The organism is Pseudomonas kitaguniensis (assembly GCF_049199985.1).
GTDB lineage: Bacteria > Pseudomonadota > Gammaproteobacteria > Pseudomonadales > Pseudomonadaceae > Aquipseudomonas > Aquipseudomonas kitaguniensis.
Window position 1 is genome coordinate 197,683 of the sequence record NZ_JBLZPT010000005.1, and the last position, 19,989, is coordinate 217,671.

Below are 19,989 nucleotides of genomic sequence, written 5' to 3' on the forward strand. Positions count from 1 at the left end.
GCGGCTTTTTATTGCCTGGAGAAAAGCATGGGCGCAGCACGCAAGATCGATGTCTACGGCGCCAAAGGCGGTTCCGAAAAGCCAAAGAATCCAACCGAAGCTCCGGACAGTCTGCGCTCTGTCGCCGTTGCCAAGATGCTCATAGCTATCGGCGAGGGCGAGTTTGAAGGCACGCCGACCGCGCGCGACATCTATCTCGACAACACGCCGCTGCAAGACCCGCAAGGCAATATGAACTTCCCGAACGTGAAGTGGGAGTGGCGCACCGGGGCTGTCGACCAGCCCCATATCCAGGGCATCCCGTCGATCGATAACGAAACCACGATCGGCACTGACCTTCGCAGTGGAACTCCGTGGGTGCGGGCGTTTAACAACACACAGCTTTCCGCTGTACGCGTACGTTTTGCTTGGCCGGTACTCCAGTCGGTCGACGCCAGTGGCAATATCAATGGCTACCGAATCGAATACACGGTCGAGGTAGCCACTGACGGTGGCGCCTACCAGCAAGTGCTGAGTGAGGCTGTCGATGGCAAGACCACGACCGTGTACGAGCGCACCCGTCGTATCGACCTGCCCAAGGCAACCACCGGTTGGTTGATGCGCATCACGCGACTGACGATCAACCAGAACAACAACAAAATCTCCGACACGATGCAGATTGCTGGTTTCTCGGAAGTCATCGACGCCAAGATCCGTTACCCGAACACCGCTTTGCTATACATCGAATTTTCAGCAGAGCAATTCCGCAGCATTCCAGCCGTGACAGTCGGTTGCAAGGGGCGCAAATGGTTGGTGCCGAGCAATTACGATCCGTCCTCTCGCACTTACACAGGCGTATGGGATGGCACCTTCAAAGAGGCGTACACCAACAACCCAACGTGGGCAACGCTTGGCATCACCACAAACGACCGTTTCGGCCTCGGCCGGCGCATCAAGCCGTGGATGGTGGACAAGTGGGAGCTCTACCGGATCTCGCAGTACTGCGACCAGATGGTGCCGGACGGGAAGGGTGGTCAAGAGCCGCGCTTCATCTGCAACCTGAACCTGCAAAGCAAGGCTGACGCTTGGTCTCTGCTGCGTGACATCTCGGCGATCTACCGTGGCATGACTTACTGGGCTCAAGGCCAGGTATTCACTCTCTCGGACATGCCGCGCGCCACCGACTTCGACTTCGCTTACACCGGGGCGAATGTGATCAAGGAAGGAAAGCAGCCGTTCACCTACTCGAGCGCATCGGAGCGCACCCGCTATACGCGCGCACTGGTCAGCTACGACAACCCGCTGAATAACTACGACACCGATGTAACGGCCGTCGCCGACCAGAAGTTGCAGCGCCGATACGGCGATAACCCACTCGAGATCAGCGCTATCGGCTGCACCCGCGAATCCGAGGCTCAGCGCCGGGGCAAATGGGCGCTGCTCACAAACTCCAAGGATCGGGCGGTGACGTTTAAGGTTGGGCTGGACGGACGCATTCCGTTGCCAGGCTACGTAATCCCAATCGCCGACGAACTGCTCGCTGGGCGGCCTGTGGGCGGTCGCGTTTCGGCGGTAAATGGAAAAGTCATCACCTTGGATCGCGATACCCAGGCCAAGCCTGGCGATCGGCTGATCCTGAATCTGCCCGATGGTAAGTGCGAGGGGCGCACCGTGCAAATGGTTAGCGGCCGGCAGGTCACTGTGACCGTGGCCTACTCGGTGGCGCCGGAGCGTGAGCTGGTCTGGGCGCTGGATGCTGATGACTTGGCTATCCCGCTGTACCGCGTTGTGAGCGTGGCGAGACCAGAGCCTGGTGTTTTCGAAATCTCGGCCGTGCAATACGACCCGAGCAAGTTTGCGCACATCGATACCGGCGCGCGCCTGGAAGAGCGGCCGATCAGTGTTATCCCGATAACGATCGTTCCAGCACCGGCAAGCGTTACGCTGACGTCGAGCTACGCCGTGAATCAGGGCATTGCCATCAGCACCATGAACATTTCGTGGCCCGCCATGAGCGGCGCTACCGCTTATGACGTGGAGTGGCGCAAGGACAGCGGTAACTGGATCAAGGTGCAACGCACGGGCTCTACGAGCGTCGATGTCACCGGGATTTATTCGGGCGCCTATCTGGCCCGGGTAAGATCGGTCAGCGCCTTTGAAATATCTTCCATCTGGAAAAGCTCAAACCTGACCAATCTGGAAGGGAAGGTCGGCTTGCCGCCGGCGGTGTCGTTCTTGACCACCACCAGCTTGGTCTATGGCATCGGCATTCAGTGGGGATTCCCGCCAGGCGCCGAGGACACCCAGCGCACGGAGATCTGGTATAGCCAATCAGCCGACCTCACCACTGCGATCAAGCTGAGCGACTTCAGCTACCCGCAGGCCACGCACGAGATGCATGCGCTGCTGGCAGGTGCGAGCCTGTTCTTTTGGGCGCGCCTCGTGGACCGTACCGGGAACATCGGCCCATTCTTCCCTGTGCCTGGCGCGGTGAACGGCCAAGCCAGCTCGGACGAAAGCGAGTACGAGAAATACTACGCCGACAAGATCGGCAAGGGCGCGCTGTATCAGAGTTTGCGCGAAGAGATCGAGCTGATTTCCGGCGACGGCCCAGGCTCTGTAAATGATCGCCTGGAGGAGGCCAAGCAGGAACTGGAGGACCTGATCAAGCAGGTGAGTGATGCCTTGGCATACGACCCTGCTAAGGCTTATGCGAAGGGTGACATCGTTCGCCTGGATCAACGCTTGTATCAGGCCAAAGGAACGGTGCCCGCCGGTGCCACGCCGCCTGACGCCGCCTACTGGACCGACATCGGCACAATCTTGGAGACAGCCAACGCGCTGGCCTCCCAGGTGCGGATCATCGAAACCAAGATCGAGGAAATCGACGGCAAGGTTGTTTCGACAGCCTCGTCTGTTGAGGCGCTGCGCTCTGCTGCTCGCGGTGATGATGGTGCTGGCGACCTGGCCGATGCGGTGAAGGGTTGGAACTCCACGGCCGATCTGGCGGTTGAGCGAAAAACGCGGGCGTCTGAAACTCTCGCCACGGCCCAGCAGCTCCTAACGCTCGGGGCTCAGATTGGTGACAACAGGTCGTCGCTGACTGTTTTGGAGCAGGTGGTGGCAACCAACCGAGAGACAGCGGCCACTCAGGTGACGCAGCTCAAGAGCGACCTCAAGACCACTGCGGACAAGGTTGATGTGCAAGGAGGCACCATCGCGGGCCAGGCTCAGGTAATTACTGGGCAGGGCATTGCGATCTCGGGGCTCGATACGAAGGTCATCAACCTGGACGGCAAGATCACCTCAATGGCGTCGAGCAATGACACGCTGCGCGCTTCGGTGCGCGGTGACGACGGCGCCGGCGAGTTGGCCAACGCCGTCAAAGCGTGGGATTCCACGGCCACATTCGTTGCTGAGAAGAGAGTGCAGGCGACGGCCAACGAGGCGCAGGCCAAGACGTCCGAAACGCTGCAATCCAGCATCGGCCAAACCAGCGCGTCAGTGCAGCAGGTCAGCCAAACCCTCGTTGGGCTCGACGGGAGGGTATCGTCTCAGGTCACCCTGAAGGCTCAAACAATCGTAGATGGGCGAAAGGTCACCACAGGCCTGGCCTTCGGCATCAACGGCGAGCAGTCAGAGTTCCTGATCATGGCTCAACGGATGGCTGTCGTTAACGAGATCGACGGCAAGGTTGTTCCGATGTTTGTCATCGAGAACGGTCAGGCAGTGTTCAACACGGCGATCATCAGCAAGGCGTTCGTTCAGGAAATCATTCTGGGCATGGTGCTGCGCTCGCCTACTGTCGACTCGAAAGGCCGGCCACTTCTCGAAATCAACATACCGGCAGGTACGTTTACTGTTCGTAGTGCTGGCACTGGCGGATCTTCCGTGCTGAACAACGACGGTCTGGCTGTGTTCGATTTGAATGAGGTCCTCAGGCTTATGGCGGGGAGGCTTTCCTAATGAGTTTTGGTGTTCGAGTATGGGGGGCGAACAGCGCCCTCCAGATGGATACAGATAGTTTTACTTATCAGATAGTTCATAATGCGCTTTATGATTTGACCTCTACTCTCGTTATAACCGTTAACATACCCGGATTTAGCGCAGATACTTGCGTCGCCGTAATTCTACCCACGGAACCGGCAGCAGGTGAGAACTCGTCGAGCGCGCTTCCCTACATGTCCGTAGCGCCTGGAGTCGTCACAATTAGAGGCAAGAATCCGGGGGAGCCGGGAAACTGGAGAAGTCTTATGAAGTTTAGACTGCTTGTAATGAGGTATAAAAATTGAGTTACGGCCTCAAAGCTATAAACGACAGCGGCTTCGTGCAGATAGATTCCGAGACGCCTAGACTGTGCGTTATTTATAGCGGCGTGTACGCCGCTACAGCGTACGCCATTAACGTTTATTTCCCGGCAGCGATAACTACTCTAGAGCCTCCCTGCATTTTCCTAAGGAACAGCGAGTCGAATCCGGGCGACCTTTATACGAGTATGACCATACTGGGCTCCGCTGGAGCCTGGACGGGATTCCAGATAGTCTCACTACAAACAGATATGCGGCCGAATGGAAAGTGGTTCGCCGCCGTGTTTGCGTCAAAAAGCACAGACACTTACGGAATGAGAATGTGGGCCGCCGACCGAAGCCTTATTTATGATTCCGGCGCCGTGCCGGTTCTATTCAGTCGTGCCAGCCATTCCTGGTCATTCCAAGGGCGGGTAGTGATCAACGCTATCACTAATGGCTACTACTGGAGAAGCGCGCTAACGGCTCCCTTGCTGTCTGACGAGTACTTTATGATAAATCCTTTTTCTAGAGGGCTACTTACACCTCAGGTAGTTGGATGGACTCAGATAGGAGTTAGATTCAGCCATGCTGAGCGCTGCTTGCAAGTGTTCGGGATAACAGCGCAAGGCGCATGGTCAGACATGGGATCGCCCGGCGCAGTATTTGCCCGGCTGCCCGGCACCTGATACTTGTTTCAATAAACAACTTACATAACCCGCGATGCGGGTATTTTTTTGCCTGGAGAAACATATGGCTTCTTGGTACACAGAAGGGACGGTCACAGTTACCAACGGCAGCGCCGTAGTAACCGGAGCCGGTACAAAGTTTTCTAATTGCCGACCGGGCGATATGTTTGTCGGTCCTGACAGCGGCATCTATCAGGTAACCAACCCGGTGAGCGATACATCGGTATCGATTTCCCCCAATTACCGTGGCGTGAGCGCCGCCGGTGCTACCTACGGCATCGTGCCCGTAAACGGCTATCCCAAGGCGCTGGCCGATGCGGTCAATCAGATGGTGCAGCAGTGGGGCGCGACACTGGCAGGGCTTGGCCCGGTGGCCAGCATGAGCGTGGTACCCGTTGCCAACGGCGGTACCGGCGCAACCTCGGCGGCCGCAGCACGCGCAAACCTGGCGCTCGGCAGCGCCGCGCTCAAAACCATTGGCAGTGCCGCAGGCAATGTTCAGGACGTTAGCGCACCGGCGCCCATGGTCGGCAACTCAGCCTTTATTGAGCAAGGCAGCCACTTCATCAATTACGGCGACAGCACAACGGTGGTCCCTTCCGGCGGTGCGTACTGGGCGGGTATCAGGGCTCAGTATCCTTACCAGAACTGTGCGATGGACCTGGTAGCCCAAGTCGTTACCGGCGGCAGCATGAACCTCATGTTCCGCACTACTGCCGGCAACGGCGGCGGCGACCCGTGGCGCAAGATCTACCACGACGGCAATACCACCCGTGCCCAAGACGGCACCCTCAAGGCGATCTAAAGCATGGCAAGAGCAGCAATCAATATCGTGGGTTCTACGGGCGCGATGTACGACCTGACCTCACTTGGCGGCTTCGATGTTGGTAGTTATCGCAAAGATGTGGGTGTTTACTGCGTGACGGGTTCCCTGGGCATGGTGCCGTTTCCGCCACTGGATCAGGGGTGGGGCTTTTCACTGCACCCGTCGGAAAGCCAGGCGCTGGTCGATACGTCCTTCGACGATGGGCTGTTGACCATCACTGTCACGATGGATGGCGAGCCGTATGACCTGAAAACAATGATCACGCTGCACATCCTGGTACCGGACTTGGAGGTGATCGTCGTCCCGCCGCCGGCCGCCGATCCGATGGTGGATGCGCAGGCTGAGATCAATCGTTTGCGCGCGGCCGCTGACCACGCAATCGCGCCTTTGCAGGACGCGGTCGATGTTGACGACGCGACCGCTTCAGATTTGGCAATGCTGACATCCTGGAAGAAGTTTCGTGTCGCACTCAACCGAGTGCCCGATCAGCCCGGTTACCCGCAGGCCATTGCGTGGCCCGAGGCTCCCCAGTAGAGCCCGCGTTCGCACTAATACCCGCCGCCGAGCGGTTTTTTTTCGCCTGGAGAAAGCCATGCCGATCACCGAGCAGCAGTTGTTGAAAATCCTCCCGAACGCCGGCCGCCAAGCCGGCGTTTTTGTATCCGCTCTAAACGCGGCCATGAACCGGTACGCGGTTGTGGGCACGGCGCGCGCCTCGGCGTTTATTGCTCAGATCGGCCACGAGTCTGGCCAGTTGCATTACGTGCGGGAAATTTGGGGGCCAACCGCCCAGCAGCTTGGATACGAGGGCCGGGAGGACTTGGGCAATACCGTAAAGGGTGACGGCTCCAAGTACCGTGGCCGTGGCCTGATCCAGATCACCGGGCGCGCCAATTACGCCGCTTGCGGCGAATCGCTGGGTCTGGACTTGATCAATCACCCGGAGCTGCTCGAGCAGCCGCAGCATGCTGCGATGTCGGCGGCTTGGTTTTGGTCGACGCGAGGGCTGAATACCATCGCTGACGAAGGGGAGTTCGTAAAAATCACACGCCGAATCAACGGCGGCATCAACGGCCTGGCAGATCGCCGGTCGCTGTACGACAAAGCGCTGGCGGTGCTGGCATGACGCCCTTGAGCTTTGTGGGTTTGATTCGGCGCTGACGGCAAACGTTGCAGCGATTATCTGGTGAGTTTGTCGCGGTCTACGACCATGCGATTGACTGATAGATCTCGCGCCATGGTCAGTTTCAGCATAAGGTTGAAATGCTGCGCCGCGCGCAGCAATTCAACGAAGATGAACTGATTGCTACCATCTCTTGCCAAGGTAGCGAGTAATAAATACCTCGTACCTAAGCTATTGGAAAAAATGGGCTTTCCAAAAAAATAACTACACGGCTAGAGAACTAAAAAAAATCTAGATTTTAAAAGTTCCTATAAGCACTCCAAATGAGCTTGCAAGCCTGGACAGTTCAGAGCTTGATGCATTGGTCTGGTGCGCTCCAGTTGCTGTCTGAGTTGAGAGGTCTTGAATGTTCACCAGATTTCTATCTACCTCCCTCGCTACCTGAGCTTGCTCTTCAGCAGCGCTGGCAATAACCATGTTTTTTTCATTGATAATTGATACTCCGTCAGTAATGCGATTAAGCGCGTTACCTGCTTCGATGGCCTCCGCTTGAGTTTTTGATGCTAAATGCTTGCTCTTGACCATTGCCATCACTGCTTCGTCAGCACCGGTTCTAACCTGCTTCATCATAGATTCGATGTCTGTAGTGGATGCTTGAGTGCGGTGAGCAAGAGCACGTACCTCATCTGCCACTACAGCAAAGCCCCTTCCTTGCTCCCCCGCTCGGGCCGCTTCAATAGCAGCATTAAGGGCTAGCAAATTTGTTTGCTCCGCGATGGCCCTTATTACATCAAGAATCTTCGTAATTTCACTTATACGATTCGACAAGTTTTCTACTTTTTCTGTAGAGCTAGAGATCTCATCTGCCATTGCGGTGACAGAGGTTACTGCATTTCTAACTTGATCTCGTCCTTCAATAGCATTACAACTTGCCTGCTCCGAGGCTTCGGAAGCGCCCGTCGCGTTGCGAGCGACTTCCTCAACGGCTGCGGTCATTTCGTTAACCGCAGTAGCAGCTTGCTGAATCTCATCGTTTTGTCGTAGCAGACCTCGCGAGCTCTCTTCAGTAACTGCATTCAACTCTTCAGATGCTGATGCTAGTTGATCTGCTGCGCTTCCGATTTCTGTTACAGTATCTCTTAAATTTTTCTGCATCTTGGAAAGGGCGACCATCAAATCGCTGACCTCATCACGCCCGTCAACTATCACTACCCTTGACAGATCTCTATCGGCTATTTGCTCTGCACTCTTAAGCGCGCTGGAAAGTGGCCTGGTGATAGAACGCGTGATCAAAATACCTAGCATTATGGCTGCAATGAAAGCTATTACGACACCAATGCCCAAGCTCCAAATAGCTTTGGATACTGAGCGTGTTGCGCTTTCGGCCGCTTGGCCAGTCTGGTCGTTATTTGATTTCACGATAATTTTTAATTCATCATTTACAGTGTTATAAGCAGTCACTCCTTCTTTGTCCAGAAGCTCCGCAGCGCCATCAAGATTCCCCTGGGTTATTAGAGAAATTATTTGATCTGAAATGCGAATGTAAGTTGGCCAGTCTTTTTCGAATTTGTCTCCGGCCGCTCTCTCATCGTCAGCAAGCGGTGTCTGACGATACTCATTGAAAAGCTGTTCTACCTCTTTCTGGTTATCTGTTATGGACTTTACAGTATCGTTGTATTGAGATGCTGGTGCTTTAGTGTATTTTAACAAAAGGGCACGATGTATGTCCCGGTAGTGGGCAATAGCGTTTGCCCGAGCGTTGCTTGTTTTGTATACTGATACGAGGTTGTTAGATATAACACCGTCAAGGCTATCGCTAAGCGTATTTATCCCCGATCGACCTACCAACCCTACAAGTAAAGTAATTACAGCACACGCTGCGAAGGCGGTGACCATCCTGGGCCCGAGTTTAGTGTTACGCAAAAGGTTCATAAAGCGCCTACCGTTAATGGATTGTCCTGAACCCCAGAAATTTCTGGACCATTATCTGTATCAGCGCGGATAGCCATTCACTTGAGTGATCGACGACAGACGGTAAGAGATGACGATTATCGCTAACCAGACTTGGGGTATTCGCCTCTAAATGATGAGCCATAGCTTTACAACGCGGCTTGATCAGCTACGGACGATCAGCTGCAAATAGGAACCACCACCAAAGCCCATTGCAAAGGATTGCAAATGACAAACCCAATCGTTCCATGGATGGGCGGCAAGCGCCGCCTTTCGAAACGCCTGCTTTCGCTGTTCCCTGATCACGAATGCTACGTTGAGGCTTTCGCTGGCGGCGCGGCGCTGTACTTCAAGCGCGAGCAGCCCGCCAAAGTCGAGGTGCTTAACGACCTGAATGGCGACCTGATTAACCTGTACCGTGTCGTCCAACACCACCTCGAGGAATTCATTCGCCAGTTCAAGTGGGCGCTCAGCTCGCGGCAAATCTTCGAGTGGCAGAAAATGGCTGTGCCGGAAACACTGACGGACATACAGAGGGCTGCGCGGTTCTTTTATCTCCAGCAGCACGCCTTCGGCGCCAAAACCACCGGGCAAACCTTCGGCACTGCGACCACGGGCCGACCTATCAACCTTCTTCGGATCGAGGAAAACTTGTCAGAGGCTTGGCAACGGCTTTCTGGCACGTACGTTGAAAACCTTCCCTGGCTCAAGTGCGCAGTTAAATACGACCGGCCGCACACCTTCCATTACATGGACCCACCTTACTGGCAGACCGCTGGGTATGGTGGCCAGTTTGGTTTCGAGGAATACGAGCGCATGGCAGAGTTCATGCGCAGCTGCGAAGGCAAGGTAATGGTGAGCATCAATGATCACCCAGATATTCGGCGGGTGTTTGAGGGGTTTCGCGTGGAGGCGATGGATATTCGTTACACCACGGCCAACCCGAGGAAGGCATCTGCCGCTGTGACTGGCGAGTTGGCGATCATGAGCTGGTAGCCAGTGGGTGCCTGGACTTTTGCATCGGAGGGCATGAAAAAATGCCCTCAATCCATGTAAAGAAGATGGAACAGGAGCCCTAGACAGCGGCGCGCAAAAGCCGGCGCAAATTATTCCAGGCTCTGCCGCGTCCTCGTTCCGAGCTTGCCAGGCTTACTTCAGGGCTACTGCGCAGTGATGGGCTGAATTAACTCCGGCCCTTTGTTCCGCACATTGCCAACGGCTGTGTCGACCTTGAACCACTCGAAGACCTCTGACGGTTCGCCTTGGTGCAGAACCATCTGCTCGGCTCGCTCTTTGGGTGTGGCCGGGTCAAGCCATTCACGCGCCAATTCCGGCGTCAGCACAACGGGTCGCCGGTCGTGCACGTCCACCATTCCACCTGCGCTGTCGGCGGTGATGATCACGAAGCCGTCATGTTCGCCCGGCCCCTCATCGGAGTCAGGCAGTTGACCAATGGCTGCGCACAGTGATGGTGCGCCATCCCGCCGTCGGATCAGGTAGGGCTGCTTTTTCGGTCCGCCTTCATCCACCCACTCAAACCAGTTATCGATTGGCGTGATTGCCCGATGCGGCCATATCGCCCGGAAGAATGGACCGTGAGCAACCTTCTCGACGCGCGCGTTTATCGGCGCGGCGCGGTCTTTGGCCCAATGCGGCCTCCAACCCCAGCGCACCGGATCGGCCAGTAGCAGCTCGCCCTGGATGTGGAGCAGTGCGACCTGAGTTGTGGGGGCGACGTTGTAGCGCTCTAGGGGCAATTCGCCCACAGAGTTCGCCAGAGCATTGGGCATGCTCAGCGCCGCAACGAAGTCGTGAATTCCCCGGTACTGCGTCAGTCTTCCACACATGGCTATTCCTCAATGTTGAATTGAGCTTAGACAATCGTGGTTGGGCGAGGCCTCATTTCATTTACGATCCTGCGCAGTTCGTCCAATTCTCGCTTGCCTACTCTGTTCGCTGTGGTGAGCTCTTCTAACTGTTTGCGCATAACCGCCGCTTCGGCACCTCTTTCCCGTAGGTATCCAGAAAACTCAGCGTTCTTAGCCTGAGTTTCCAGCAGCGTCTGGCTGATGCAGAAAACGTCTGCTCGCGCTTTTCGCAGATGCGAGTTCAATTCCCGTATCTCGTTTTCAAGCAACAGGCAATGCTGCTTGTACATTTCGAGAGGCGTAGGAAGCCCGAGCCACCCGAAGGTGTCTTCGTCAATAATGTCCATGGTGGCTATTCCGAATACTGTATGCATGCACAGTAATCGAGGTTGGGGCATGGCGCTATTCGAGGCGACGAGCTGCAGTGCTGTCTTAATCAGGCGCCATCAACACTGCCAAGGTCAGCTTTACGAAGTCCTCATTAGCGTCAATGGTGTGCAGTGCGCCGCGCACGTTTTCGGAAACTTCGGCTGAGCCGCGCTGCTCGACCCAGTTTGAAATCTCCATGATCGCGGATTCGAGAGCCAGCTGGTTTTCGTAGAGCTTGGAGAGAAGGGAGGGCATTAGGTCTGAGTTAGGCATCGGTGTTCCTCTGGTGGAGTGAACAGCGTAGCAGTTGGCGAAACGGAGGGTTTGATTTGAGTCGGCAGAACGCCGGAGAGGGGAATTGCGGAGCAAGCTTGGAAATTGCGAAGCGTTAAAGATAAGGGCCTGCATGAAGTTCATCATGCAAGCCCTTGATATGTATGGTGCCCGAACCCGGAATCGAACCGGGACGCCCTTACGAGCGGGGGATTTTAAGTCCCATGCGTCTACCAGTTTCGCCATTCGGGCGGTAGCGCGGTGTAGCAGGGTTGGGAATATATAGACCCGGGCGCTTCGATGCAAGGTCACAGGGTGCCTTTCTTGTACAAAAGATTGCCTGAAAAAGCTCGGTAGATCAGTGATCTACAGGCGATTTTTAGTCTGTTGCGAAACATCCTGGAGGCGCGGGAACAAGGTCTGGTAATCGCAGTCATAGCGATATGCCATCCCGGCATTATGGAAAGGAATCAGTTGATGCTCAGTGTTCGCAAGCCTTCTTGGATGATTGCTGCAGGCGTAATCGGGCTGTTGGTCGCCACAGGGGTAAATACGGCGCAGGCGGGAAGTGAGGTGCAGTGGGGAAGTTTCGGACCAGGCAGTGGCGATAAGCTCACGACCAGTTCATCAGAGGGCGCGAAGCGCGTGTTGTCTACCACCGCGTTTAGCGTGGGCGATCTTGAAAAGCTGCTGGACGGCCAGAAAAGTGATCACCAGGAGTTGCTGCGCTTGAACAGCAAGCTGCAAGAGCAGGCGCGCTATTTCGACGAGTTCAAGCGTAAGGACGGGTCAAGCTCAAGCGCCAGTGACAGTCAATTGTCGGACCTGAAGCGTACGGTTGCAGATCAGAAGAGCGCCATCGACAAGCTGAAAAGCGAAGTGGAAGACTTGAAAAGCAAATCAAATTCCAATTCGAGTTCCAGCTCCAGTGATCTGTCCCGCCTGAAAAGCGATGTCAGTGATCAGAACCGCACTATCAGTGACCTCAAGCGAAGCATCGACACGTTAAGCAGCAAGGTCAAATAAGTTCAGTCGATCAGCGCCAGCAGGTCGGTATCGCCTACATCCACTCCGGCCTGAGTCAACAGCGTGGTTACCTGGCCGCGATGATGGGTCTGGTGGTTGAAAAAATGCACCAACAAGCCGAAGAACGGCTTGTTGGTCCCAACGCCGCGCATGTTGTGGTACGTCAGGCGGTGATCCAGGTCCGGTTCGCGCAGGCTTTGCGCCCAATCGATGATGAGTTGATCGAGCCAGGCGCGATGGGCCGACAGCTCACGAATATCAGCAAACGCCAACGCCTTCAGATCGCGAGGCGTGGCGACGGAGCTTAATGCCGCCAACGCATCAAAACCTGCCGGGTGCTCGGCAAAGCGCTTCAGCCAGACTGTATCGCCTAACGCCAGATGATTCAGCGTGCCGATAATCGAGCCGAAAAATGCCTGTCTATCCACCGCTAACGCGGCGTCCGTCAGTGTGCTGGCGGCCGCATAAACCTTGCGGTTCATCCACTGGTTGTACTCGGCCATCAACGTAATGTGCTCAATGCGGTTCACGTGCGTGCTCTCTGGATGGCGCGGTGGGGCCATCATAGAGCGTGCTTGCCTGGCAGTCATGCCAGCTAACGCTTAGAACCGCACGGTGGCGCCGGTGGTCAGCCATTGGTTGCGGTCACCGCTGAGGCTTTGCCCGACGATTAGGTCTACGTCGATCAGTTTGCCCACGTGCAATCGCGGCCCGGCTTGCCACGCTTGGTCGCCGCCTGCCTGGCCGTAACGCTCACCGATCAGCGTCAGCGCGTCCGCCAACTGATATTCGAAGCCGGTGCCCCATGTCAGGCGATGGTTTTGCTCGCCGCCGTCATACGCATGCATCCAGCCGCCATTGAGGTTAAGGCGCAGCGCTTCTACCGGTTGCCAGGTCAGCGGAAGGTTGAAGTCCGCGCCGTCGAACGCATGCGCGCGGTTGACGGCAATATGACCGGTTGCCGACACCGCCATTTGCAGGCCCAAATCTTCCTGTGACCAAACCTGCGCCTTGACTTGCGGGCTGACCTGGCTCTGGGCATCGCCGGTGTCGCTGGCGCGAGACAGCGCCGCGCTCCATTGCACGGCAGGCAGTGCGCTGAACGTGCATGCGGGGTTGAGGGTTTGGCTATGCACACGGCCTGCGTGCCGGTCGGCGGTGTACCAAACGTCGACGTTGCATTCTCCCGGCGCGTTCACCGCGCCGTCGTCGACGGCATAAGCACCGCCGGCCGCGTGAGCCTTTGAACACAGCGCAATCAGCAAAACAAGGCCCAGGGTTACGCCGATAAAGGTCAGGTTACGCTGCAGTGCGCGGCGCTTGGCCGGTGGCAACAACAGCAGGGTATGGCGAGCGCCGCGGTAGTGACGCGCGCGGTATTTGGCGAACCCGTCCTGCCGCTTTGGGTTGGTTTTTTTGTGCATGATGCACCTCGCTTGAAGTCAGCTTTCTACGGTGAGCACCGAAATGCCGCAGGCTTTTGCCTGGCAGATCAGTTGTGAAGTGTCGTCACCACCCGGCAGGGCGATGACCACATCGGGGCGGCTGTCGGTGAGCATGAAATGGTTGCGCTGGCGTTCCGCCTGCTTGCCGTGGCGTTGCCAGTTGGGCGGGTAGCGCACCACGTCGATGCCGATTTCTCGCGCCCATTCCTCAATGTCACTGCCGAGGAACTGGTTGCCGCCGTGTATCAATACCTGCACCGGGCGCAGGCGGTGGTAGGCGTCCAGTACTTGGCGGGATTTTTTGCTGTCGGCGTAATGACGACCTGCACAGATCAAGACGCGCATGCGGGCGTTCCTTTTATTGCGCGGTGGCGGCCGGGCGACCGCCACCGTTTAAACGGCGGGGGTGATCAGTACCACTGCTTGAAGCGGCGGATGTAGATCGTTTTCATCAGTTGGGCGACGCAGCAGTAAGCGAGCAGGGTGCCGACCAGCCATGGGAAGTACGCCAGCGGCAGCGGCTGCAGGCCTACCAGTGTGCCCAGCGGCGAGAACGGCACGTAGATGCCCAGTGCGATCACCACGCACGTCATCATCAACACCGGCCAGGCGGCGGTGCTCTGGAAGAACGGGATCTTGCGCGTGCGCAACATATGCACCACCAGGGTTTGCGAAAGCAGCCCCTCGATAAACCAGCCGGACTGGAACAGGGTCTGCATTTCCACGCTGTTGGCCGAGAACACGTACCACATCAGCGCAAAGGTGGTGATGTCGAAGATCGACGAAGTTGGCCCGATCCAGATCATGAAGCGGCCGATGTTCTTCGCGTCCCACTTGCGCGGCTTGGCCAGGTATTCCTTGTCCATCTTGTCCCACGGCAACGCGAGCTGGGAGACGTCGTACATCAGGTTTTGCAGCAGCAGGTGAATGGCCAGCATCGGCATGAAGGGAATGAATGCACTGGCTACCAGCACCGAGAACACGTTGCCGAAGTTGGAGCTGGCGGTCATGTTCAGGTACTTCATGATGTTGCCGAAGGTTTCGCGGCCCTTGAGCACACCTTCTTCCAGCACCATCAGGCTCTTTTCCAGCAGGATGATGTCGGCCGACTCCTTGGCGATGTCCGTGCCGCTGTCGACCGAAATGCCCACGTCGGCATCGCGCAGCGCCGGTGCATCGTTGATGCCGTCGCCGAGGAAGCCGACCGTGTGACCATTGGCTTGCAGCGCTTTGAGCACCCGCGATTTTTGCAACGGCGTGAGCTTGGCAAACACCGTGCGTTCTTCCACGCGGCGCAGCAGGGTCGCGTCGTCCATTGCTTCGATTTCAACGCCCAGCAGTGGCTGGCCTGGGTCGAGGCCGACCTGGCGGCAGATAGTGCGGGTGACCACGGCGTTGTCGCCGGTCAGCACTTTGACCGCCACGCCGATTTGCTGCAGTGCCGCAATCGCCGGGCCTGCGGTTTCCTTGGGTGGATCAAGGAAGGTCAGGAAGCCCTGGATGACCAGGTTGCGCTCATCGGCCGTGGTGTATTGCTGGCGCGCCAGTGCGTTGGGAATGTTGCGCGTCGCGACCACCAGCACACGGAAGCCGTCTTCGTTGTAGTCATTGGCGAGTGCCAGCAGCGCTTCACGGCGGCGATCATCCAGCGGCAACGCTTCGCCGGCTTCCATCACGTGGGTGGAAATGCTCAGCATCTCTTCCACCGCACCCTTGCACACCAGCAGTTGATCGCCAGCGGCGTCCTTGACCACGATCGACAGGCGACGGCGCACAAAGTCGAACGGCAGTTCGTCGACCTTGCTGTAGGCAAACGGCACCTTGAACTTCGGATTTTGTTCCGAGAACTGCAACACGGCCTGGTCCATCAGATTTTTCATGCCGCTCTGGTGAAAGCTGTTCAGCCACGCCAGCGACAGCACCGCGTCATCGCGCTGACCCGCCGCATTGACGTGGTGTTCGAGGATGATTTTGTCCTGCGTCAGGGTGCCGGTCTTGTCGGTGCACAGCACGTCCATCGAACCGAAGTTCTGGATCGCATTGAGGCGTTTAACCACCACTTTGCGCTTGGCCATGGCCGTGGCGCCCTTGGCCAGGTTGGCGCTGACGATCATCGGCAGCATTTCCGGGGTCAGGCCGACGGCAACCGCCAGGGCAAACAGGAAGGCATCGCCCCAGTCACCTTTGGAGAAGCCATTGAGCAGGAACACGATGGGCACCATCACCAGCATGAAGCGAATCAGCAACCAACTGACACTGTTCACCCCGCGATCGAACGCGGTTTGCACCCGGGAGCCAACAATCGCTTTGGCCAACGAGCCAAAGTAGGTGCGTGGCCCCGTGGCAACCACCACGGCCTTGGCCCGGCCGCTGACCACGTTGGTGCCCATGAAGCAGATATTCTGCAGGTCCAGCAGGTTGCCCTGGTCGACCGCCAATGAGCTGGCAGATTTCTGTGTGACGTCGCCGAGTGTGTCGTATTTTTCGACCGGCAACGCTTCGCCGGTCAGCACGGCCTGGCTGATGAACAGATCGCGCGATTCGATCAGGCGAATGTCGGCCGGGATCATGTCGCCGGCAGACAACTGCACAATATCGCCGGCCACCAGGTCACGCATTGGCACTTCGCGCAGGGTCGGTGCGGCGCCGACTTGCTCGCGACGCAGCACGGTGGCGGTGGTGCGCACCATGGCCTTGAGGGCTTCGGCGGATTTGGCGGAGCGGTGTTCCTGCCAAAAACGCAGCAGGCTGCTGAGCAGCACCATGGTCATGATAATGATGACTTTGGTCAGGTCGACGTCTTCACCGGCCTGCAATGGCAGCCAGTAGTCGGTGACAAAGCTGATGCCGGCCAGGGTCAGCAACACGTAGATGAACGGGTTGTTGAGTGCCTGCAGGAACTGCACGATGGCGTGCGGCGGCTTGTCATGCGCCACCTCGTTATAGCCTTCGCGTTGCAGGCGTGCGCTGGCGTCCAGCTCGGTCAGGCCATCCTGCGTGGCCCGCACGTTGGCGAGGGTCGCCGAGAGGCCGTTGCGGGCTTCACGCGCGGCACGCATCGAGAGTGCAGTGTCGGTGCCATTTTTGGTGTGCAGAGGCGTGTTTTTTACGGCGCTCATTGTGTGTACTCCTGTCGCCAATTCACGACAAAACATGCCCGGTACTTACCTGATGACAGGCAAGCGAAAGCATGCCGAGCCGCAAACTTTGCGATCGGTTTAAATAAGAGAGTTACTTAACTTCTACAGTGCCCGCCACGCAGGCGTTAATTAACTAACGCGCAGCGGGCTACGCCTGGCCATGTTCATAAAGAACGCCAGAACGGTTATGCGCAAGTTGCTGTTTCCAGCCGGTTCAGGCGGCGCGATGGCTCAGGTAAACACCGAGCATCAGGCCTGCTTGAGCCCGCGTGGAAACCTTCGGTCTCTGCGGGTCTTGAGGATCGGCGTGCTCCCACTGCTGCAGCAATTGGCCGCTGACAGGGCAGGCGCGCCAGTGCGCCAGCGGGGGCGCCGGGCGTACTTGAGGGGAGGGTGCAGCAAAGGTCGAGCGGGTAGGCGAAAAGCCCACGGGCTCGCGGCGCAACTTGGCGCGCAGGGCGGCGGCCAGTGTGCGTACATCGGGCAAAGCAATCAGTTGGAAGGTCATAACACACCTCGGGACCGGACGGGCGACCGGTGAGGCAGTTACGGTGGAGCATCAAGCTCTAGCGCAGCTTACCGGACCGAAACGGCGAGTCCTGTCATATTCTGGGTTTGGCGCCCGATGCCCGCTGATGCGGTGCTCGAGCAGCGACTAGATACTGTGTCCATTGGCTTCTTTTGTGAGGTTTAAAAAAGGCCCCAGTTGCGGGCAGGGGGAATTTACTCAGGCGCTTACAAAATGTCAACGCAAGATTAATTAAACCTTGCGGTGTTCAGAGTTTATTCAGACACGCTGCACTCACAAGTTACTCGCGCACTGTAACTTCATACACCGCGTGCAGCCAGAACAGCCAGATACAAGAGTACCAGCCCGCACAGTGCATAACTGACGCGCTGCCACAATGGCGATGCATTCTTGCGCAATAGGTTGACCAGTGCCGCCGTCAGAAAACACGAGAGCACCGACGCCAGCATGAAGCCTGCAAAAAACGTCAGTGTCTGCGCATGGCTCGGCGTCGCGCCAACGATGCCGGACAACGCGCTGCCCAGCGCGCCCCAATAAACGATGTTCTTAGGGTTGGCCAGGGAAATCGCGGCGCCTACCGCCAGCGCGTTCTGCGCGCTGCCGGCCGGTGCGCTGCTTTCTTGTGGCAAATGCCAGGCATCGATCAGGCTGCGCACGCCCAGCCACGCGAGGTACAGCGCGCACACGATGGTCAGTGGCACACGCACCGCGTCATGCTGGATCAACAGCGCAATACCGGTGAGGCCAATGACCGCCCACACCGCGTCGCCGACCAGCGAACCGACTTGCACCAGCAATGCCGGGGTAAAGCCTTGCAGCAGGCCACGGCGCAAGGTCTCCGCGAGCACCGCCCCCGGCGACAGGCAAAATACAAAACCGAACACCAGTGCGTAAAAAAAGATCGTCAACATGCCCGCGTCCTTTCGACAAAGTGCAAAAGCATACGACGGCAGCGGTGGCAAAATCGAGTATCGGTTGGCGCGTTGACGGCCGCAGCGTGCGCTCCTGCAGCCGTCAACTCAGTCGAGCGCTTACACACTCAGGCGCAAGGCCAGCGCCGCGAGGGTGATCAACAGCACCGGCAAGGTCAGCACAATCCCGACCTTGAAGTAGTAGCCCCACGTGATGGTGATGCCTTTGCGCGCCAGAATATGCAACCACAGCAACGTGGCCAGGCTGCCGATGGGGGTGATTTTGGGGCCAAGGTCGCTGCCGATCACGTTGGCGTAGATCATCGCGTCCTTGACCACGCCCACGGCATGGCTGGACTCGATGGACAGCGCGCCGATCAACACCGTCGGCAAGTTGTTCATCACCGACGACAAGAGTGCCGTCAGCACCCCGGTGCCCATGGCCGCGCCCCATACGCCGTAGGTAGCGAAGGTGTCGAGCCAGGTCGCCAGGTAGGTCGTGAGGCCCGCGTTGCGCAGGCCGTAGACCACCAGATACATGCCGAGGGAAAAGATCACGATCTGCCAGGGTGCGTCCTTCAGCACTTTTCGCGTGGAAATAGTGTGGCCCTTGGCGGCGATCACCAGCAGCAACACCGCGCACACGGCGGAAATCGCGCTGATGGGAATGCCCAGCGGTTCCAGCGCGAAACAGCCGACCAGCAAAATACCGAGTACCCACCAGCCAGCGCGAAAAGTCCCACGGTCACGGATGGCGCTCGCCGGTTCTTCCAGGTCGGCCGGGTCGTAGGTCTGCGGAATATCGCGGCGGAAAAACCACATCAGTACCGCGAGCGTGGCCGCCACACTGACGAAGTTCACCGGCACCATGACGGCGGCGTATTGGTTGAAGCCGATCTTGAAGTAATCCGCCGAGACGATGTTCACCAGGTTCGACACCACCAGCGGCAGGCTCGCGGTGTCGGCGATAAACCCCGCGCCCATCACGAACGCCAGCGTGGCGGCCGGTGAAAAACGCAACGCCAGCAGCATCGACATCACGATGGGCGTCAGAATCAACGCCGCGCCGTCGTTGGCAAAGAGTGCCGACACCAGCGCGCCGAGCAGCACCATATAGGCGAACAAGCGTCGGCCGCGCCCACGCCCCCAGCGCGCCACGTGCAGGGCGGTCCAGGCAAAAAAGCCGGCTTCATCGAGCAACAGGCTGATGATGATCAGCGCGACAAAGGTGCCAGTGGCGTTCCAGATGATGTGCCACACCACCGGAATGTCAGCCAGGCTGACGACGCCAAGGGCCAGGGCCAGGATCGCGCCCATCGTTGCGCTCCAGCCGACGCCCAGGCCCTTGGGCTGCCAGATGACCAACACGATGGTGAAAATGAAAATCGCAAGTGCGACAAGCATGAATAAACGCTCCGGGGGCTCAGCAGCACGTGCTTGCCCGTTGTGGTCTGTTGCCCATTGCCGCAAGACGCTTTGCGTCGTTGCGTAGCCAAGGCATGGATCAGTTCGTACGCACAAAGTTCGCCGGCGCGCAGAGTGAATAACCTCAATCGCACGCGGAGGGCACCGGCC

The 19,989-nt window shown here is 57.7% G+C and carries 17 protein-coding genes, 1 tRNA gene and 1 pseudogene; 6 read left to right on the top strand and 13 right to left on the bottom strand.

Annotated features, from left to right (window positions below; translation table 11 throughout):
* Positions 1 to 27: 27 nt before the first annotated feature.
* From ACOZK9_RS09840 to ACOZK9_RS09855, 4 genes are all read left to right on the top strand, one after another.
* On the top strand, positions 28 to 3,945 hold the full coding sequence (locus ACOZK9_RS09840; RefSeq protein WP_421555740.1) for a TipJ family phage tail tip protein: 3,918 nt from the start codon (positions 28 to 30) through the stop codon (positions 3,943 to 3,945).
* A gap of 1,172 nt (positions 3,946 to 5,117) precedes the next feature.
* Entirely contained in the window at positions 5,118 to 5,759 is a 642-nt protein-coding gene (locus tag ACOZK9_RS09845) for a hypothetical protein (protein WP_421555741.1), read from the top strand.
* A 3-nt stretch (positions 5,760 to 5,762) separates the two neighbouring features.
* Positions 5,763 to 6,314 (top strand): tail fiber assembly protein, encoded by a 552-nt coding sequence (locus ACOZK9_RS09850; RefSeq protein WP_421555742.1) that lies wholly within the window; start codon positions 5,763 to 5,765, stop codon positions 6,312 to 6,314.
* Between the two features lie 58 nt (positions 6,315 to 6,372).
* The gene (locus ACOZK9_RS09855; protein ID WP_421555743.1) at positions 6,373 to 6,906 is read left to right on the top strand and encodes a glycoside hydrolase family 19 protein; all 534 of its coding nucleotides are present in this window, start codon (positions 6,373 to 6,375) and stop codon (positions 6,904 to 6,906) included.
* A gap of 288 nt (positions 6,907 to 7,194) precedes the next feature.
* Here ACOZK9_RS09855 and ACOZK9_RS09860 read toward each other — a convergent pair whose 3' ends face one another.
* Entirely contained in the window at positions 7,195 to 8,076 is an 882-nt protein-coding gene (locus ACOZK9_RS09860) for a methyl-accepting chemotaxis protein (RefSeq protein ID WP_421555775.1), read from the bottom strand.
* Positions 8,050 to 8,835 (bottom strand): annotated as a pseudogene (locus ACOZK9_RS09865) (MCP four helix bundle domain-containing protein); the annotation flags it as partial. The gene ACOZK9_RS09860 and the pseudogene ACOZK9_RS09865, both read right to left, overlap by 27 nt.
* Positions 8,836 to 9,081: 246 nt before the next feature.
* Between ACOZK9_RS09865 and ACOZK9_RS09870 the strand changes: the two are divergent.
* A complete protein-coding gene (locus ACOZK9_RS09870) occupies positions 9,082 to 9,849 on the top strand; it encodes a DNA adenine methylase (RefSeq protein ID WP_058411393.1) in 768 nt (255 codons plus the stop codon).
* Positions 9,850 to 10,013: 164 nt separating this feature from the next.
* Here ACOZK9_RS09870 and ACOZK9_RS09875 read toward each other — a convergent pair whose 3' ends face one another.
* The 4 genes from ACOZK9_RS09875 to ACOZK9_RS09890 all read right to left on the bottom strand — a co-directional run bounded on the left by ACOZK9_RS09875 (position 10,014) and on the right by ACOZK9_RS09890 (position 11,615).
* Positions 10,014 to 10,700: an SOS response-associated peptidase gene (locus ACOZK9_RS09875; protein ID WP_152745103.1), complete on the bottom strand. Its 687-nt coding sequence runs from the start codon at positions 10,698 to 10,700 to the stop codon at positions 10,014 to 10,016.
* Positions 10,701 to 10,726: 26 nt separating this feature from the next.
* A complete protein-coding gene (locus tag ACOZK9_RS09880) occupies positions 10,727 to 11,068 on the bottom strand; it encodes a hypothetical protein (RefSeq protein ID WP_122251296.1) in 342 nt (113 codons plus the stop codon).
* An 85-nt stretch (positions 11,069 to 11,153) separates the two neighbouring features.
* A complete protein-coding gene (locus ACOZK9_RS09885; RefSeq protein WP_058414019.1) occupies positions 11,154 to 11,363 on the bottom strand; it encodes a hypothetical protein in 210 nt (69 codons plus the stop codon).
* A gap of 165 nt (positions 11,364 to 11,528) precedes the next feature.
* A tRNA-Leu gene (locus ACOZK9_RS09890) sits at positions 11,529 to 11,615 on the bottom strand.
* A gap of 225 nt (positions 11,616 to 11,840) precedes the next feature.
* On the opposite strand from ACOZK9_RS09890, the gene ACOZK9_RS09895 reads away from it, so the two are divergent.
* Positions 11,841 to 12,389: a hypothetical protein gene (locus ACOZK9_RS09895; protein WP_421555744.1), complete on the top strand. Its 549-nt coding sequence runs from the start codon at positions 11,841 to 11,843 to the stop codon at positions 12,387 to 12,389.
* Positions 12,390 to 12,391: 2 nt separating this feature from the next.
* On the opposite strand, the gene ACOZK9_RS09900 is transcribed toward ACOZK9_RS09895, so the two are convergent.
* From ACOZK9_RS09900 to ACOZK9_RS09930, 7 genes are all read right to left on the bottom strand, one after another.
* Positions 12,392 to 12,919, bottom strand: a complete 528-nt coding sequence (locus ACOZK9_RS09900; protein ID WP_421555745.1) for a DinB family protein — start codon at positions 12,917 to 12,919, stop codon at positions 12,392 to 12,394.
* Between the two features lie 72 nt (positions 12,920 to 12,991).
* Entirely contained in the window at positions 12,992 to 13,813 is an 822-nt protein-coding gene (locus ACOZK9_RS09905) for a hypothetical protein (RefSeq protein ID WP_421555746.1), read from the bottom strand.
* An 18-nt stretch (positions 13,814 to 13,831) separates the two neighbouring features.
* Positions 13,832 to 14,179: a DUF2493 domain-containing protein gene (locus tag ACOZK9_RS09910; RefSeq protein WP_058414017.1), complete on the bottom strand. Its 348-nt coding sequence runs from the start codon at positions 14,177 to 14,179 to the stop codon at positions 13,832 to 13,834.
* A 65-nt stretch (positions 14,180 to 14,244) separates the two neighbouring features.
* Positions 14,245 to 16,953, bottom strand: a complete 2,709-nt coding sequence (gene mgtA, locus ACOZK9_RS09915) for a magnesium-translocating P-type ATPase (RefSeq protein ID WP_421555747.1) — start codon at positions 16,951 to 16,953, stop codon at positions 14,245 to 14,247.
* A 235-nt stretch (positions 16,954 to 17,188) separates the two neighbouring features.
* Positions 17,189 to 17,482, bottom strand: coding sequence for a hypothetical protein (locus ACOZK9_RS09920; RefSeq protein ID WP_058414015.1), 294 nt, complete (start codon positions 17,480 to 17,482; stop codon positions 17,189 to 17,191).
* A 320-nt stretch (positions 17,483 to 17,802) separates the two neighbouring features.
* A complete protein-coding gene (locus ACOZK9_RS09925) occupies positions 17,803 to 18,414 on the bottom strand; it encodes a LysE family transporter (protein ID WP_058414014.1) in 612 nt (203 codons plus the stop codon).
* Between the two features lie 120 nt (positions 18,415 to 18,534).
* Positions 18,535 to 19,818 carry an arsenic transporter gene (locus ACOZK9_RS09930; protein ID WP_058414013.1) on the bottom strand — a complete coding sequence of 428 codons (1,284 nt, stop codon included), beginning with the start codon at positions 19,816 to 19,818 and terminating at the stop codon, positions 18,535 to 18,537.
* Positions 19,819 to 19,989: the final 171 nt, after the last annotated feature.

What these genes read in the sequence shown, in the direction of transcription:
- ACOZK9_RS09840 (WP_421555740.1), top strand. Translation starts at nt 28, where the DNA reads ATGGGCGCAGCACGCAAGATCGATGTCTACGGCGCCAAAGGCGGTTCC.
- ACOZK9_RS09845 (WP_421555741.1), top strand. Translation starts at nt 5,118, where the DNA reads ATGTTTGTCGGTCCTGACAGCGGCATCTATCAGGTAACCAACCCGGTG.
- ACOZK9_RS09850 (WP_421555742.1), top strand. Translation starts at nt 5,763, where the DNA reads ATGGCAAGAGCAGCAATCAATATCGTGGGTTCTACGGGCGCGATGTAC.
- ACOZK9_RS09855 (WP_421555743.1), top strand. Translation starts at nt 6,373, where the DNA reads ATGCCGATCACCGAGCAGCAGTTGTTGAAAATCCTCCCGAACGCCGGC.
- ACOZK9_RS09860 (WP_421555775.1), bottom strand. Translation starts at nt 8,076, where the DNA reads ATGGTCGCCCTTTCCAAGATGCAGAAAAATTTAAGAGATACTGTAACA.
- ACOZK9_RS09870 (WP_058411393.1), top strand. Translation starts at nt 9,082, where the DNA reads ATGACAAACCCAATCGTTCCATGGATGGGCGGCAAGCGCCGCCTTTCG.
- ACOZK9_RS09875 (WP_152745103.1), bottom strand. Translation starts at nt 10,700, where the DNA reads ATGTGTGGAAGACTGACGCAGTACCGGGGAATTCACGACTTCGTTGCG.
- ACOZK9_RS09880 (WP_122251296.1), bottom strand. Translation starts at nt 11,068, where the DNA reads ATGGACATTATTGACGAAGACACCTTCGGGTGGCTCGGGCTTCCTACG.
- ACOZK9_RS09885 (WP_058414019.1), bottom strand. Translation starts at nt 11,363, where the DNA reads ATGCCTAACTCAGACCTAATGCCCTCCCTTCTCTCCAAGCTCTACGAA.
- ACOZK9_RS09895 (WP_421555744.1), top strand. Translation starts at nt 11,841, where the DNA reads ATGCTCAGTGTTCGCAAGCCTTCTTGGATGATTGCTGCAGGCGTAATC.
- ACOZK9_RS09905 (WP_421555746.1), bottom strand. Translation starts at nt 13,813, where the DNA reads ATGCACAAAAAAACCAACCCAAAGCGGCAGGACGGGTTCGCCAAATAC.
- ACOZK9_RS09910 (WP_058414017.1), bottom strand. Translation starts at nt 14,179, where the DNA reads ATGCGCGTCTTGATCTGTGCAGGTCGTCATTACGCCGACAGCAAAAAA.
- mgtA (WP_421555747.1), bottom strand. Translation starts at nt 16,953, where the DNA reads ATGAGCGCCGTAAAAAACACGCCTCTGCACACCAAAAATGGCACCGAC.
- ACOZK9_RS09920 (WP_058414015.1), bottom strand. Translation starts at nt 17,482, where the DNA reads ATGACCTTCCAACTGATTGCTTTGCCCGATGTACGCACACTGGCCGCC.
- ACOZK9_RS09925 (WP_058414014.1), bottom strand. Translation starts at nt 18,414, where the DNA reads ATGTTGACGATCTTTTTTTACGCACTGGTGTTCGGTTTTGTATTTTGC.
- ACOZK9_RS09930 (WP_058414013.1), bottom strand. Translation starts at nt 19,818, where the DNA reads ATGCTTGTCGCACTTGCGATTTTCATTTTCACCATCGTGTTGGTCATC.